This window comes from Salinibacterium sp. NG253, from assembly GCF_015864945.1.
GTDB lineage: Bacteria > Actinomycetota > Actinomycetes > Actinomycetales > Microbacteriaceae > Rhodoglobus.
Map to the genome: position 1 here is coordinate 1,760,793 of NZ_JADYWF010000001.1, position 12,806 is coordinate 1,773,598.

The window sequence follows — 12,806 nt, forward strand, 5'->3', positions numbered from 1 at the left end:
GAAGCGAGGGGAATCGCACCCAGAAAACAAAAAGGGCGACATCCCGGAGGATGTCGCCCTTTCAAAGTTGCTACTTAGCCCTTGGCTGCTGCCTTGAGCTTGCTGCCTGCGCTGAGCTTTACGCCGTGGCTGGCCTTGATCTCGATAGCTTCACCCGTCTGCGGGTTACGGCCGGTGCGAGCCTCGCGGAAGGTACGCTCTGCAGCCATCCATCCGGGGATCGAAACCTTGGTTCCTTCGCCGACCGACTTCGAGAGTACGGAGAAGAATGCGTCAACGACGCCGGAAACGGCAGCCTGGCTCTGGCCAGACTCTGCGGCAACCGCCGCTACGAATTCAGTACGGTTTAGCGACTTGTCAGCCATAAGGTGGTCCTCCTCGGACGTAGTGCAGTTAGTTGTTCCGAAACGTTAGAAAACGTCGGAACCGCTTGGAATCTACCAGCTTGACTTGGTAATTCCGGGCAACTCGCCCCGGTGAGCCATTTCACGGAAGCGAACACGGGAAACACCGAACTGCTTGAGGTATCCACGGGGACGTCCGTCAATGGCGTCGCGACCGCGTACGCGGATCGGCGAAGCATCGCGGGGGAGCTTCTGAAGTCCGAGGCGTGCAGCCTCGCGTGACTCGTCAGTTCCGGCGGGGTCGACGAGAGCCTTCTTCAGCTCGAGACGACGCTCGGCGTAACGCGCAACGATAACTTTGCGCTGTTCGTTCTTTGCAATCTTGCTCTTCTTAGCCATGTTTAGCGCTCCTCGCGGAATTCAACGTGCTTGCGAACCACCGGGTCGTACTTCTTGAGTACGAGGCGGTCGGGGTTGTTGCGACGGTTCTTGCGCGTCACATAGGTGTAGCCCGTTCCAGCAGTTGAACGGAGCTTGATGATCGGACGTACGTCCTGTGCCTTTGCCATTAGATTTTCTCCCCACGTGCAAGGAGGTCCTTGACAACGGATTCGATGCCACGAGCGTCAATTACCTTGATGCCCTTTGCGGACAGCTGAAGAGTTACGTTGCGGCGAAGCGACGGTACGTAGTACGTCTTCTTCTGGATGTTCGGGTCGAAACGACGCTTGGTGCGACGGTGCGAGTGCGAGATTGCGTGTCCGAAGCCGGGAATGGCGCCGGTCACTTGGCAGGTTGCTGCCATGGTGATACTCCTGTTCTAGTTACCGTAAGGACAAAGCCTTACCCAAGATCACTTGTCGGCACACACACTGCATTCTTCTCAAACCCGCGTTTTGGCACGAATTCAATCAGGGTGGGATGTGTCTGCGAGAGCGGAAGATACCGCTCGATCAACGGTATATGTTACGTGCTAGAGCACGCTGGGCACAACCCGAAAACGTCAACAATGTGGTGCGGGTCAGTAAAGCCGTGTTCTGCGGCCACATTCTTGGCCCACTGTTCGACGGCATCCGCCTTGATTTCCACAGTTGTTCCGCACTCGCGGCAGATCAAATGGTGGTGGTGCGAGTCGGGAGTGCAGGCCCGAAATAGGCTCTCGCCGTCTTGCTGCAGCGAATCAGCGTCGCCAGCTCCCGCGAGGTCCGCCAGTGCCCGATAGACAGTGGCGAGGCCAATCGAGCTGCCGGCGTCGCGCAGCGCACCGTGGAGCGATTGGGCGCTCACGAAACCCTCTGACTGAGTCAGAGCATCCCGCACTGCTTCTCGCTGCCAGGTGTTGCGCTTCATAGTCACCACTCTAACTATTTCCCCGCCGGGGTAGCTGTGATCAGTTCAGCTCCGGATGCGCGGCCCACACTGCGGCGACCCCCACGCGCGCGGCGCGCGCCTATCACCCGGCAGACTAGGTAAATCAGGAACGAAATCGTCGTGATGTACGGGCTGATGGGCAGCGAGCCGCCGATTGCCAAGAGGACACCACCGGTGGCCGAGACGAAGCCGAAGATCATGCTGAGCACCGGAACCAGGCGTGGCGATGACGAAACCTGCATCGCGGCTGCCGCCGGCGTCACGAGCAACGCCATCACGAGTAGTGCGCCGATGATTTGTACCGCTACGGCAACCATGAGTCCCAGGAGCACCATGAAGCCGAGCGAGAGCATCCGAGAAGGAACGCCGCGGGCGGCAGCCACTTCCGGGTCGAGGCTGTCGAAGGTGAGCGGGCGCCACACAACAAACAGGGCCGCGAGCACAACGACGCTGATCACGATCAGCAGGCCGAGTTGCTCGCTGTCGACCGAAATAATCTGGCCGGTGAGGAGCCCGAACTTGTTTGCACTGCGTCCGGTGTAGAGCGCCAGAAACAGGATGCCCAAACCCATACCAAACGGCATGAGCACGCCAATGATCGAGTTTCGATCGCGAGCCTTCGCCCCGAGCATCCCGATCAGAATCGCCGCAACGAGCGAGCCGACGATCGAACCGGCCACCACATTGGCGCCAAAAAGAAGTGCAGCCGCAGCACCGGCAAAAGAGAGCTCACTGATGCCGTGCACGGCAAACGCCATGTCGCGCTGCATCACAAAGACGCCAATGAGCCCGCCTGCGATGCCAAGAACTGCTGCTGCGATGAGCGAAAAACGCACGAGGTTGAGCAGTGCGCCATAGTCGCTGAAATTGACGACTTGGGCCCAGAAATCTGCGAATGTCACGCGATCTCCTCCTCGTGGTGGTGATCGCCCTGAGGTATGCCGGCCACGATTACGCGGCCGGCCACACGCACAACTTCGACGGGAGTGCCGTAGAGCTCCGTGAGAACTTCGCTGCGCAGCACCTCATCTGGCGTACCAATCATGAATTTTCCGCCAGCCAAATACAGGATGCGGTCGACCATGCCCAGCACCGGGTTCACGTCGTGGGTCACAAAAATGACCGCGGTGTTGTGCTCGCGGCGACGACGGTCGATCAGCTCAGAGACACCACGCTGGTGCTGCAGGTCAAGGCTGAGCAGCGGCTCATCGCAGAGAAGCAAAACCGGGTCGGCCGCGAGTGATTGGGCAACGCGCAACCGTTGCTGCTCGCCGCCAGACAACGAACCGAGGGGTTGGCCCGCATAGTCGGTCGCACCGACGTCCGCGATCAGTTCGTCGACGCGAACACGCACGCTGTGGGGGAGCGTTGGCACCCCAAAGCGGTGGCCGTTCACCCCGAGCGTCACGAGATCGCGACCACGCAGAGGAGTGCCAGGGGCTGCCAGCTTCTGCTGCGGGATGTAGCCAATGCAGCGATCTCCGCGGCGGACCGGATGCCCGTTCACCGAAATTGTGCCCGAGTCCAGCTTCTGCTGCCCCAGAATCGTCTTCAGCAAACTCGACTTACCGGAGCCATTCGAGCCAAGCACCGCCACAAATTCGCCGGGCGCAACATCGAGATTGAGACCCGACCAGAGAATGCGCGACCCAAAGCCGAGCACCCCATCACGGATGCTCAGCACGGGTGTTGCAGGCGCAGTGCCGCTTATGGGCTCTGCTGTGGCGCCCGTCACGCGGTCACCCTGCTCATGAAGCAAGGGCCTCCGCGAGAGCATCGAGGTTTGACGTCATCCATTCGACATAGTCTGACCCCTCGGGCAGCGTCTCGGTGAACGACACCACCGGAAGTCCCGCCTCAACGGCGGCTTCACGCACACGTTCCGTTTCGGGGCTCGAGGTCTGATCGTTGTAGGCCAAGAGTGCGACGTGGTCATCTTCTACCAGTGCAAGCACCTCGAGCAGCGCCGACGGGGGCACGTCGGTACCCTCCTCAATCGCCTCGGTGAAGTCACTCGGAGTGTCGTTGTGCAGGCCAACCGCTTGAAGCAGGTAGACGGCGACGGGTTCAGTAATAGCTACACCCCGGCCCTCCGCAGTTTCAGCGATCGTGTCAGCCTGGGCTTCAAGATCCGCAAGGTCAGAGAGGTAACCGGCAAGGTTGGTGTCAAACATGTCGGCGTCGTCGGGGCTGAGCGAAGTCAGCTCCTCAGTGATGTGCTCGGCGATGTGCTCCATGGCGTGGAAGCTGTACCACACGTGCTCGTTGAAGCCCTCGATGTGATCGTGGCCGTCATCCGTGCTGTGGTCGTCGTCGGTTTCTTCGTCGGCGTGGTCTTCGTCATCGAGAAGGCCTGACTCGTCAACGGCGGTTACAAGAATGGCGCCCGCTCCGGCGGCTTCGTAGAGCGCTTCGGCGAAGGGGTCGTAGCCGCCGCCGTTCACGATCACGAGTTCTGCCTCAGAGACGGCGAGCTGGTCGCGCGCTGAGGCTTCATAGCTGTGGGGGTCTTGCGCTGCGCTGTCGATGAGGCTCGTGACCGTCACGGCGTCGCCGCCGAGGGTAGAGACAAGATCGCCGTAAACGATGGTGGAGGCGACGACGGCGATCGTGCCATCCTCCTCAACCGGGGCGTCCGCCGTGCACCCGGCAAGGGCGAGGGCAGAAACAGCGAGAACGGCGCCTGCGGTGAGGGCGCGGGGTTGAAAAGTGGTGAAGCGAGACATCAAGGTGTCCTTCTAAGGCCGAAGCCAGTCGTGGTAATGAGATTCGTTATCAATAGAGTACATGAGGAACGTGATCGTCACCACTCGGCGGCGAGCCGCCTAGAGCGCCGCGCCACCAGCGAGCTGCAACTGGAGACCATCCAGGATGAGATTGAGTCCATGAGTGAACTCACTCTCGAACGCATAGCCGCTGTCACCGAACAATTCCGCGAGCGCTCGCGTGAGGTACGGATACTCCTCGGGTGAGGGCGCAACGTCGGAGGCGAACTCCTCCTCAGCCCCGTCTCCCGCGGCGAACGGAAGGCCAGCTTCGGTCAGCACGAAGCCGTACACGAAGGCGTCGATTGTCGAGAAGGCGTGGGTAGCGAGCGCTGCCGAAAAGCCGTGGGTCAGGAGGCAACCCATCACCCGATCGTGGTGACGCAGCAATGCTGGCCCCGGGATCGGTCGAGATTCGAGCATCCCCAGAGCCCACGGATGCGCTCGAAGAACGCGTCGGGCGGACTCGGCCCTCAGCACCATTTGCTCTCGCCATGGAGCTTCGATCGTGGGGAGTTCGATTTGAGAAAACGCCCATTCTGCAAGCTCGTCGAGCAGAGTCTCCTTGTTCGCAACGTGGTGGTACAGCGACATCGCTTGCACGCGCAGTTCCGCCCCGACGGTTCGCATGCTCACTCCTGCGAGACCGTCCCGATCCGCTACCGCGGCCGCGGCGGCGACAATTCGCTCCTTGCTCAACGTTCCTCGTGCGCTCATCACCCTATTGTTGCGCCCCTTACAGGCGTAAGGCTATGCTCGCTTTCATCACCACACCAACGAATCCCGAAAGGTTCCCGCCATGAGCACAGCCGCAGCACCCCTCCCACCACTCGACACCCGCATCCGGCTCGCCGCTCTCTGGACCGCAACAATGGTGCTTGTGGCCTTTGTCGACATCTTCGGCTTCTACCGCCCCGACTATCGCGAACAGGTTGAGGCCGGGCGGGTTTTCGTATTCGACATCGGCCAACCCTTCATGCTGGGCATCGTGATTTACGTGATGATCCCGACACTGATGATCGCGCTGAGCGTACTGCTACCCCACCGCTCAAACCGCCTCACTAACCTCATCGTGGCACCCGTCTTTGCCCTGACAATCGTCGGGGCTGCTATCGGCGAGTGGGGATACTATGTGCTTGCAAGCGGGGTCGAGCTGGCCCTTCTCGCCACCATCGTGACGCTTTCGGTGAAGTGGGCAGTGCCGAAACGAAGCTAACGCTGCCCTGCGGCTGGGGAGCTCCGGCCGCCGAAAGGACTGGACTGCCATGTCAACCACCACCACCACAAACTGGGCGGGCAACTTCACCTACGGAGCAGAGACAATCCTGCACCCGACCACGGTTGCTGAAGTCCAAGAGCGTGTAGCCAAGTGGCCCCGCGTGCGCGCACTCGGCACCAGACATTCCTTCACCGACATTGCGGATACCCCCGGCGCGCTGATATCGCTCGCCGAACTTGATCCGGCTATCCAGATCGACCCGGCAACCATGACCGTCAGCGTCGCCGGCGGCACCAGCTTCGGCATCCTGATCAACGAACTCGAAAAGCACGGTTTCGCTCTCCATAACACCGGCTCGCTGCCGCACATTTCGGTAGCGGGCGCCACCGCCACCGGCACTCACGGTTCCGGCGATCACAACGGCATCCTCTCCACCGCCATCGCGGCCGTGGAGTTAGTCACCGCGGATGGCTCCCTCGTGCACGTTGACCGCTCCAGCGAGCACCTGCCTGCCATCGCCGTCGGGCTCGGCGCTTTCGGAATCATCACCCGCGTGACCCTCGACATCGAGCCGAGCTATCAAGTACGCCAAGACGTCTACCGTTTCGCGCGCTGGGAAACCGTGCTCGAGCAACTCGACGAGGTGATGGCCAGCGCCTACAGCGTGAGTCTTCTCGCCGACTTCGCGAGCCCCACCGTCATGCAGATTTGGCTGAAAACCCGTCTGGCCGACGGGATGGAACCTGAAGTGGCATCCACCCTGTTCGGTGGTGTCTGGTACGACGACTCCGAAGAGCTTGCGCCCGAAAACGTGAACCAGCGCGCAAGCGTTCCCGGCCCGTGGTCAGAGCGGATGCCGCACTTTCGGCTCGACGGACAACCTTCGAATGGCGGCGATGAGCTCCAAAGCGAGTACTACGTTGCTCGGGAACATGGAGTCGCCGCCCTAGAAGTGCTTCGAACCTTGGGCGACCAAATTTCACCCCACCTGCTGATCTCCGAAATCCGCACCGCCGCCGCTGACTCACTGTGGATGAGCCCCGCCTACGAGCGCGATGTTCTCTGCATCGGCTTCACCTGGGCCAAACATCCGGCAGAAGTCGAGGCGCTGCTCCCCGTGATCGAGGAAGCTCTCGCACCCTACGCTCCGCGGCAACACTGGGGAAAGCTCTTCCACTTTGGCGCCGAAGTTGTGCACGAGCGCTTTCCGCGCGTCGACGATTTTCGCGCCCTTCAGCGCGAGTATGACCCCGAGGGAAAGTTCTGGAACACGTTCCTCGAACAGAAACTGGGATCCCGCTAGCTCAGAGCTCGCAGTTTTTACTTCAGCTTCTTGCCAGCAGGAGCTGGCTTCTCTCCGTTTTCGTTCCACGTCTTGAGAATTGACCAGCCGACCGCAGCGATCGGTACAGCGAGTACCGCTCCCACGATGCCGCCGAGGATCGTTCCGGCGGTCAAGGCCACCAAAATGACGAGCGGGTGGATGCTCAAGGACTGCGCCATCACGACGGGCTGAAGGAAGTTGCCCTCCAACTGGTTCACGAGCACAACGATTCCCAGAACAATCAACGCAACGACCCAGCCATTCGTGACCAGAGCGACAACGGCGGCCAAGATGCCCGCGACGGTGGCTCCCACGAGCGGGATGAAGGCACCAAGAAAGACGATCACAGCGAGTGGCAGCGCGAGCGGCACCTGCAAAATCAGCAGTCCGATGCCGATACCAAACGCGTCAACAGCAGCGACCGTCGCGGTTCCGCGAACGTAACCACCGAGCGTACGAACCGCTGTGTGGCCGATGCGGTGCCCACGATCACGACGCTCGCCGGTCATCGGGCGAAGGAAGAACTCCCAAATCTGGTCGCCGTCCTTGAGGAAGAAGAACAGGATCACCGCACCAAGCAGGATTCCGGTCACGACTTGAGCTGCTGCCGATACTCCCTGGATCGCACCAAGGCCGAAGGTCGCACTCGTGACGAAATCGACAACCGCGTTCCACGCCTCATCGAGGGCGTCCTGATCAATCGGGAACGGTCCGTCGAGCGCGAAGCTCTTGAGTTGCTCGAACCCCTCAACGGCCGAGTCAGACAAGTCGGACCACTGATCCTGAACAGCGAACACGATCGCGGTGATTAATCCGCCAAGCACGATGATGCCGCCGAGCAAGGCGATCCACGCCGACAGCGCACGACCGACACCGTGGCGGCGCATCCACACCACCAGCGGGCTAGCCGCCGCGGCAAGAATCAACGCGATAAGAACCGGAATGACCACAAGCTTGAGCTGCGTGAGCGCGAAAACCGTCACCGAGATCAGCGTCAGCAGCAACAACACCTGCAGAGACCGGATCGACCAAGAACCCAAGCGGTCGGTCCATAATTCGCGCAGTCCCAGACGCTGGGAACTGGATACCGCTTGAGCGGCAGACGATTTCTTCTTCAAGGCCATGCGGCCACATTACCTACCGTTGAACCGAAATCGGTAGAGCCGCACGAACTAGTCAAGCAGAAGCGCAGGCTCTTCGAGCACACTCGCGAGGTCGGCCACGAAACGGCTCGCAACATCCCCGTCAACAATGCGGTGGTCGAAGCTTGCACTGACCGTCGTAACGTAGCGGGCCCGCACTTCGCCGTCGACAACCCACGGCTTCTGCTTGATCGAACCCAGAGCCACAATGGCGGCCTCGCCCGGGTTGATGATGGGCGTGCCGGTGTCCATGCCATACGAACCGATGTTGGTGATCGTGATCGTGCCGTTCGACATTTCAGCGGGCTGCGTCTTGCCATCACGCGCGGTGATGGTGAGCTGTTCGAGGGATTTCGCGAGCTCGAGCAGGCTCAATTCTTGAACGTCTTTAACGTTCGGAACGATGAGTCCGCGAGGCGTTGCTGCTGCGATGCCCAAGTTCACGTAGTGGTGAACGATGATCTCTTTGTCGGTCCAGCTTGAGTTCACCGTCGGGTTGCGGCGCACAGCCCAGCTCACGGCCTTGGCCATGATCAGCAGCGGGCTCACGCGCACACCAGCAAAGTCGGTGGAGTTCTTGAGTCGCTTTACGAACTCCATGGTTCGCGTGGCATCCACGTCGGTGAAGACGCTCACGTGCGGCGCCGTGAACGCGCTGTGCACCATGGCCTTGGCGATGGCCTTACGCACGCCCTTCACGGGAATGCGCTCTTCGCGCTCGTCGCCCCACTCGGGAGTCTCGATGTTGCGGAAGACGCTCGCCTGCGAAGCATGACGAATCACGTCTTCGCGCGTGGTTTCTCCGGCCAACCCTGTCGCGACGACCTCGGCGAGTTCAACACCCAAGTCTTTGGCTAGCTTGCGAATCGGCGGCTTCGCGATGATTGGGCTGGCGAATGACGCGGGCACGGATGCGGGGCGAGGCTTCGCTGCGGCGGCGGCGCCATCCTTCGCCGGCTGCCCACCCTTGCGACGACGCGAGCTCACGTGACCGGCAGTGCCGTAGCCCACGAGCACAGCCCCGGGCTTGTCATCGTCGTTCGCGATGGTGGATGCCGTGTCAGCGACAGCAGCGGCAGTGTCATCCGCTGCACTGCTTTCTGCACCAACGTCGGACATCATCCCGTGGCTTTCGTCTTCACCGGAACCGGGTGCGGTCAACTCAACTGAGCCGCCAACGGACTGCACGCTGATGATCGGAGTGCCAACCTCAACAGTCGAACCCTCCTCGACCAGCAGCTTCTGCACGGTGCCGGCAAAAGGCGAGGGGAGTTCGACGAGCGACTTAGCCGTCTCGATCTCCACCAGAACCTGGTTCACGACGATTTCGTCGCCAGGCGCAACCTTCCAGGAGACGATCTCGGCTTCAGTTAGCCCCTCGCCCACATCGGGGAGAGGAAATTCAGATACGGCCACGGGGGCCTCCTTCGTCAGTAGGCCAATGCCCGGTCGACAGCATCCAAGATGCGGTCAACACTAGGCAAGTACACGGATTCCAGCTTGGCAGGAGGGAATGGGGCGTCGTAACCGCTCACGCGCAGCACAGGTGCTTCGAGTGAGTAGAACGCACGCTCTGCCACGGTAGCCGCAACCTCCGAGCCCACGCTCACATTCCCGGGTGCCTCTTGAACAACAACAACGCGGCCCGTTTTTTGGGCGGATGCCACAATCGGGCCGTAGTCGATAGGGGAGAGCGATCGAAGGTCAACGACTTCAACACTCGTGCCTTCTTCAGCGGCGAGCTCTGCTGCTTGCAGCAGCATCGACACGATCGCTCCGTGACCAACAAGGGTCACTTCGGTGCCATCACGCACGACTCGGCTGGAGTGAGCGGCGATGCCGGCCGACTCGCGGTCAACCTCACCCTTCTGCCAGTAGCGAGACTTGGGCTCGAAGAACATCACGGGGTCGTTGCTCGTGATGGCTTCTTGAATCATCCAATAGGCGTCGTGCGGCGTAGCGGGGCTGAGCAGACGCAACCCGGCAGTGTGCGCGAAGTAAGCTTCTGGGCTCTCCTGGTGATGCTCGACCGCACCAATGTGTCCGCCGTAGGGAACACGAATCACGACGGGCATCTGAAGCGTGCCTTCGTGGCGCGCGGTCAGCTTTGCCAATTGGGAAGTGATTTGGTCAAAGCCGGGAAAAATGAAACCGTCGAACTGGATTTCGCACACGGGGCGGAATCCGCTCATGGCAAGCCCGATCGCGGTACCCACGATTCCGGACTCCGCGAGAGGAGTGTCAAGAACGCGATTCTCGCCGAACTCAGCTTGCAGTCCTTCGGTTACCCGAAAAACTCCGCCGAGCGGCCCAATGTCTTCGCCCATCAACAGGACTTTGCCGTCAGCAGCCATCGCGGCACGCATGCCCTCGTTGAGAGCCTTAGCCATCGTCATCGTTTCAGTCATTAGTTGCCCTCCTCAAACGATGCCTCGAAGTCGGCGAGCGCTGTGCGCTGTTCATCCATCAGCGGATGCGGGTCTGAGTAGACATTGTCAAACATCGTCGAGCTGGCCGGCACCGGCAACTCGGTGATGCGCTTGCGGATGTCGGCAGCGAGGTCGTCACCCTCAGCCGCGATTTCGTCGAAGAAGGCTTGGCTCGCGCCGCGGCCCCGCAGGTAGGTATCGAAGCGGGTGATGGGGTCACGCTGAGCCCAGAACTCGAGTTCGCTGTTGTCGCGGTATTTCGAGGGATCGTCGCTCGTGGTGTGGGCACCCATGCGATAGGTGAGGGCCTCGATAAAGCGGGGGCCTTCGCCGGCGCGGGCGGCTTCCAGGTTGGCTTTGCTCACGGCGAAGCTTGCGAGAACGTCGTTGCCGTCGATTTGAACGCTCGGGATGCCGAACCCTTCGCCGCGCAAGTAGAGCGGCGTGCGCGACTGGCGTGAGACGGGAACCGAGATAGCCCAGTGATTGTTTTGCAAGAAGAAGACCTGCGGAGTTTGGTAGCTGGCGGCGAAGACCATTGCTTCGCTGACGTCACCCTGGCTCGTTGAGCCGTCGCCGAAGTAGACCATGACGGCCGCATCGGTGTCGGGGTTGCCGGTGCCAGCACGACCTTCGAGGTTCATGCCCATGGCATAACCGGTGGCGTGCAGGGTCTGCGAACCAATCACGAGCGTGTAGAGGTGGAAGTTGTCGTGCTCTTGAGGATCCCAGCCACCGTGGCTGAGTCCGCGGAACATCGACAGGATCGTGATCGGGTCAACGCCGCGCATGAGCGCAATGACGTGTTCCCGGTAAGACGGGAACAGGTGGTCTTGGGGTTTGGCGGCGAGCGCCGAACCGACCTGAGCGGCCTCTTGGCCGTGGCTCGGAACCCAGAGGGCAAGCTGCCCCTGTCGCTGCAGGTTCGCTGCCTCAATATCGAAGCGGCGCATCACCACCATGTGGCGGTGGAACTCCTGAAGAGCGTCATCACTGAGCTTGTCGATATAGGGGAGGTACTGTTCGCTGGCATCGCTGTGAACGAGCGTGCCCTCGGGAGAGAGCAGCTGAACCGTCGCGGCGGTATAAGACATTCGACTAATCTAACGCGGCCAGCGTTAGATCGTTTCCCTTGAAGCGACAACCTCTTGGGCTGCTCTTAGGAGTTTCTCCACAGATTCCTCTTCGCCAACACTCACCCGAAGGCCTTCACCGAGTGCCCGAACGACGATCCCATGCGACCGGAATACCTCTGCAGCCCAGTCGGTTGCTGACCCGGTCGGCAACCAGACAAAGTTGCCGTTGGGGGCGGGTACGTCCCAGCCTTGCTCGCTGAGGCCGGCAACGATTCTGTCGCGCACCGTATTAATGCGGGTCACCCGCTCCAACAATTCATCTTCATGTTCGAGGGATGCGATCGCTGCTTTCTGCGCAATCTCCGTGACCGAGAGTGGAATGGCCACCGCTCGCGCCGCATCCATCACGTATTCGGGGCCGACCGCGTAGCCGATGCGGAGGCCTGCAAGGCCGTACGCCTTGGAGAATGTGCGCAGCAACACGAGGTTCGGGTACGTGCCGACGAGCGTCTCTCCGCGCACAGCATCGGCGTCGGTAACGAACTCGCGGTAGGCCTCATCGAGAACGACAAGAACGTTCTCGGGAACTGTTGCCATGAAGTCGCGGAATTCAGCATCCGTGACAACCGTGCTGGTGGGGTTGTTGGGGCTGCAGACGATCACGACACGAGTGGACGCCGTGATGGCGTCGCTCATAGCCGCGAGGTCGTGCCGGTGGTCGCCTTGATTCGCGATCTGCACGCTCGTGGCTCCGGCTGCCGAGACCAACAGTGGGTAGGCCTCGAAACTACGCCAGGCGTAGATGACTTCGTCGCCAGCGGCAGCGGCGGCGCTCACGAGTTGGGCGAGCACGGCGACCGAACCTGCCCCGACCTGCACGCTGTCGGGCGTAACACCGAAGCGTTCAGCAATCTGCGCACGCAATGCAGCGGCGGATGCGTCGGGGTAGCGGTTGATCGAGTGCGTCGACAATTGCGCCAGCACCGAGGGCAACGGCTCGTAGGGGTTTTCGTTGGAGGACAGCTTGAAGGCATCCGCGGCGGCGGGCGCACCCTGGCGGTAGGGCACGATGGCGGCGATTTCGGGCCGAAGCTGTACTCGTTTACTGGTCACATCACCAGCCTAGGGGCGCGAGT

16 protein-coding genes are annotated in these 12,806 nt (G+C 61.2%); 2 read left to right on the top strand and 14 right to left on the bottom strand.

Translation table 11 applies throughout. The annotated features are described in order from the left end of the window. Positions 1-74: 74 nt before the first annotated feature. The 9 genes from I6E52_RS08405 to I6E52_RS08445 form a co-directional block, all read right to left on the bottom strand. A complete protein-coding gene (locus I6E52_RS08405; protein ID WP_100387826.1) occupies positions 75-365 on the bottom strand; it encodes an HU family DNA-binding protein in 291 nt (96 codons plus the stop codon). A 72-nt stretch (positions 366-437) separates the two neighbouring features. Then, the gene (gene rpsN / locus I6E52_RS08410; RefSeq protein ID WP_197106841.1) at positions 438-743 is read right to left on the bottom strand and encodes a 30S ribosomal protein S14; all 306 of its coding nucleotides are present in this window, start codon (positions 741-743) and stop codon (positions 438-440) included. 2 nt (positions 744-745) lie between these two features. After that, positions 746-913 (bottom strand): 50S ribosomal protein L33, encoded by a 168-nt coding sequence (gene rpmG, locus I6E52_RS08415; protein WP_009773536.1) that lies wholly within the window; start codon positions 911-913, stop codon positions 746-748. Beyond that, on the bottom strand, positions 913-1,149 hold the full coding sequence (gene rpmB, locus I6E52_RS08420; RefSeq protein ID WP_129072582.1) for a 50S ribosomal protein L28: 237 nt from the start codon (positions 1,147-1,149) through the stop codon (positions 913-915). Before rpmB ends, rpmG begins: the two co-directional genes overlap by 1 nt. 161 nt (positions 1,150-1,310) lie before the next feature. Beyond that, on the bottom strand, positions 1,311-1,694 hold the full coding sequence (locus tag I6E52_RS08425; protein WP_197156310.1) for a Fur family transcriptional regulator: 384 nt from the start codon (positions 1,692-1,694) through the stop codon (positions 1,311-1,313). A 14-nt stretch (positions 1,695-1,708) separates the two neighbouring features. Beyond that, positions 1,709-2,617 carry a metal ABC transporter permease gene (locus tag I6E52_RS08430; protein ID WP_197156312.1) on the bottom strand — a complete coding sequence of 303 codons (909 nt, stop codon included), beginning with the start codon at positions 2,615-2,617 and terminating at the stop codon, positions 1,709-1,711. After that, the gene (locus tag I6E52_RS08435; protein WP_197156314.1) at positions 2,614-3,492 is read right to left on the bottom strand and encodes a metal ABC transporter ATP-binding protein; all 879 of its coding nucleotides are present in this window, start codon (positions 3,490-3,492) and stop codon (positions 2,614-2,616) included. Before I6E52_RS08435 ends, I6E52_RS08430 begins: the two co-directional genes overlap by 4 nt. Then, a complete protein-coding gene (locus I6E52_RS08440) occupies positions 3,464-4,441 on the bottom strand; it encodes a metal ABC transporter solute-binding protein, Zn/Mn family (protein ID WP_197156322.1) in 978 nt (325 codons plus the stop codon). Before I6E52_RS08440 ends, I6E52_RS08435 begins: the two co-directional genes overlap by 29 nt. A gap of 99 nt (positions 4,442-4,540) precedes the next feature. Further along, on the bottom strand, positions 4,541-5,197 hold the full coding sequence (locus tag I6E52_RS08445; RefSeq protein ID WP_197156324.1) for a TetR/AcrR family transcriptional regulator: 657 nt from the start codon (positions 5,195-5,197) through the stop codon (positions 4,541-4,543). A gap of 82 nt (positions 5,198-5,279) precedes the next feature. Here I6E52_RS08445 and I6E52_RS08450 point away from each other — a divergent pair, with 82 nt between their 5' ends. Together I6E52_RS08450 and I6E52_RS08455 are read left to right on the top strand one after the other, a co-directional pair. Further along, on the top strand, positions 5,280-5,696 hold the full coding sequence (locus tag I6E52_RS08450) for a DUF6326 family protein (RefSeq protein ID WP_197156326.1): 417 nt from the start codon (positions 5,280-5,282) through the stop codon (positions 5,694-5,696). Positions 5,697-5,745: 49 nt separating this feature from the next. Further along, entirely contained in the window at positions 5,746-7,002 is a 1,257-nt protein-coding gene (locus I6E52_RS08455; protein WP_197156328.1) for an FAD-binding protein, read from the top strand. A 17-nt stretch (positions 7,003-7,019) separates the two neighbouring features. Here I6E52_RS08455 and I6E52_RS08460 read toward each other — a convergent pair whose 3' ends face one another. The 5 genes from I6E52_RS08460 to I6E52_RS08480 are packed head-to-tail and all read right to left on the bottom strand — an operon-like array spanning position 7,020 to position 12,783. Beyond that, a complete protein-coding gene (locus I6E52_RS08460; RefSeq protein ID WP_197156330.1) occupies positions 7,020-8,147 on the bottom strand; it encodes an AI-2E family transporter in 1,128 nt (375 codons plus the stop codon). Positions 8,148-8,195: 48 nt separating this feature from the next. Beyond that, entirely contained in the window at positions 8,196-9,581 is a 1,386-nt protein-coding gene (locus tag I6E52_RS08465; protein ID WP_197156332.1) for a dihydrolipoamide acetyltransferase family protein, read from the bottom strand. A 14-nt stretch (positions 9,582-9,595) separates the two neighbouring features. Then, entirely contained in the window at positions 9,596-10,573 is a 978-nt protein-coding gene (locus I6E52_RS08470) for an alpha-ketoacid dehydrogenase subunit beta (RefSeq protein WP_197156334.1), read from the bottom strand. After that, the gene (locus I6E52_RS08475) at positions 10,573-11,688 is read right to left on the bottom strand and encodes a thiamine pyrophosphate-dependent dehydrogenase E1 component subunit alpha (RefSeq protein WP_197156336.1); all 1,116 of its coding nucleotides are present in this window, start codon (positions 11,686-11,688) and stop codon (positions 10,573-10,575) included. The genes I6E52_RS08470 and I6E52_RS08475 overlap by 1 nt, the downstream gene beginning before the upstream one ends. A gap of 24 nt (positions 11,689-11,712) precedes the next feature. After that, complete coding sequence (locus I6E52_RS08480; RefSeq protein WP_197156338.1) at positions 11,713-12,783, bottom strand: histidinol-phosphate transaminase; 1,071 nt, start codon at positions 12,781-12,783, stop codon at positions 11,713-11,715. Between the last annotated feature and the right edge of the window lie 23 nt (positions 12,784-12,806).

What these genes read in the sequence shown, in the direction of transcription:
- I6E52_RS08425 (WP_197156310.1), bottom strand. Translation starts at nt 1,694, where the DNA reads ATGAAGCGCAACACCTGGCAGCGAGAAGCAGTGCGGGATGCTCTGACT.
- I6E52_RS08445 (WP_197156324.1), bottom strand. Translation starts at nt 5,197, where the DNA reads ATGAGCGCACGAGGAACGTTGAGCAAGGAGCGAATTGTCGCCGCCGCG.
- I6E52_RS08470 (WP_197156334.1), bottom strand. Translation starts at nt 10,573, where the DNA reads ATGACTGAAACGATGACGATGGCTAAGGCTCTCAACGAGGGCATGCGT.
- I6E52_RS08455 (WP_197156328.1), top strand. Translation starts at nt 5,746, where the DNA reads ATGTCAACCACCACCACCACAAACTGGGCGGGCAACTTCACCTACGGA.
- rpsN (WP_197106841.1), bottom strand. Translation starts at nt 743, where the DNA reads ATGGCTAAGAAGAGCAAGATTGCAAAGAACGAACAGCGCAAAGTTATC.
- I6E52_RS08405 (WP_100387826.1), bottom strand. Translation starts at nt 365, where the DNA reads ATGGCTGACAAGTCGCTAAACCGTACTGAATTCGTAGCGGCGGTTGCC.
- rpmB (WP_129072582.1), bottom strand. Translation starts at nt 1,149, where the DNA reads ATGGCAGCAACCTGCCAAGTGACCGGCGCCATTCCCGGCTTCGGACAC.
- I6E52_RS08460 (WP_197156330.1), bottom strand. Translation starts at nt 8,147, where the DNA reads ATGGCCTTGAAGAAGAAATCGTCTGCCGCTCAAGCGGTATCCAGTTCC.
- rpmG (WP_009773536.1), bottom strand. Translation starts at nt 913, where the DNA reads ATGGCAAAGGCACAGGACGTACGTCCGATCATCAAGCTCCGTTCAACT.
- I6E52_RS08450 (WP_197156326.1), top strand. Translation starts at nt 5,280, where the DNA reads ATGAGCACAGCCGCAGCACCCCTCCCACCACTCGACACCCGCATCCGG.
- I6E52_RS08440 (WP_197156322.1), bottom strand. Translation starts at nt 4,441, where the DNA reads ATGTCTCGCTTCACCACTTTTCAACCCCGCGCCCTCACCGCAGGCGCC.
- I6E52_RS08435 (WP_197156314.1), bottom strand. Translation starts at nt 3,492, where the DNA reads ATGCTCTCGCGGAGGCCCTTGCTTCATGAGCAGGGTGACCGCGTGACG.
- I6E52_RS08475 (WP_197156336.1), bottom strand. Translation starts at nt 11,688, where the DNA reads ATGTCTTATACCGCCGCGACGGTTCAGCTGCTCTCTCCCGAGGGCACG.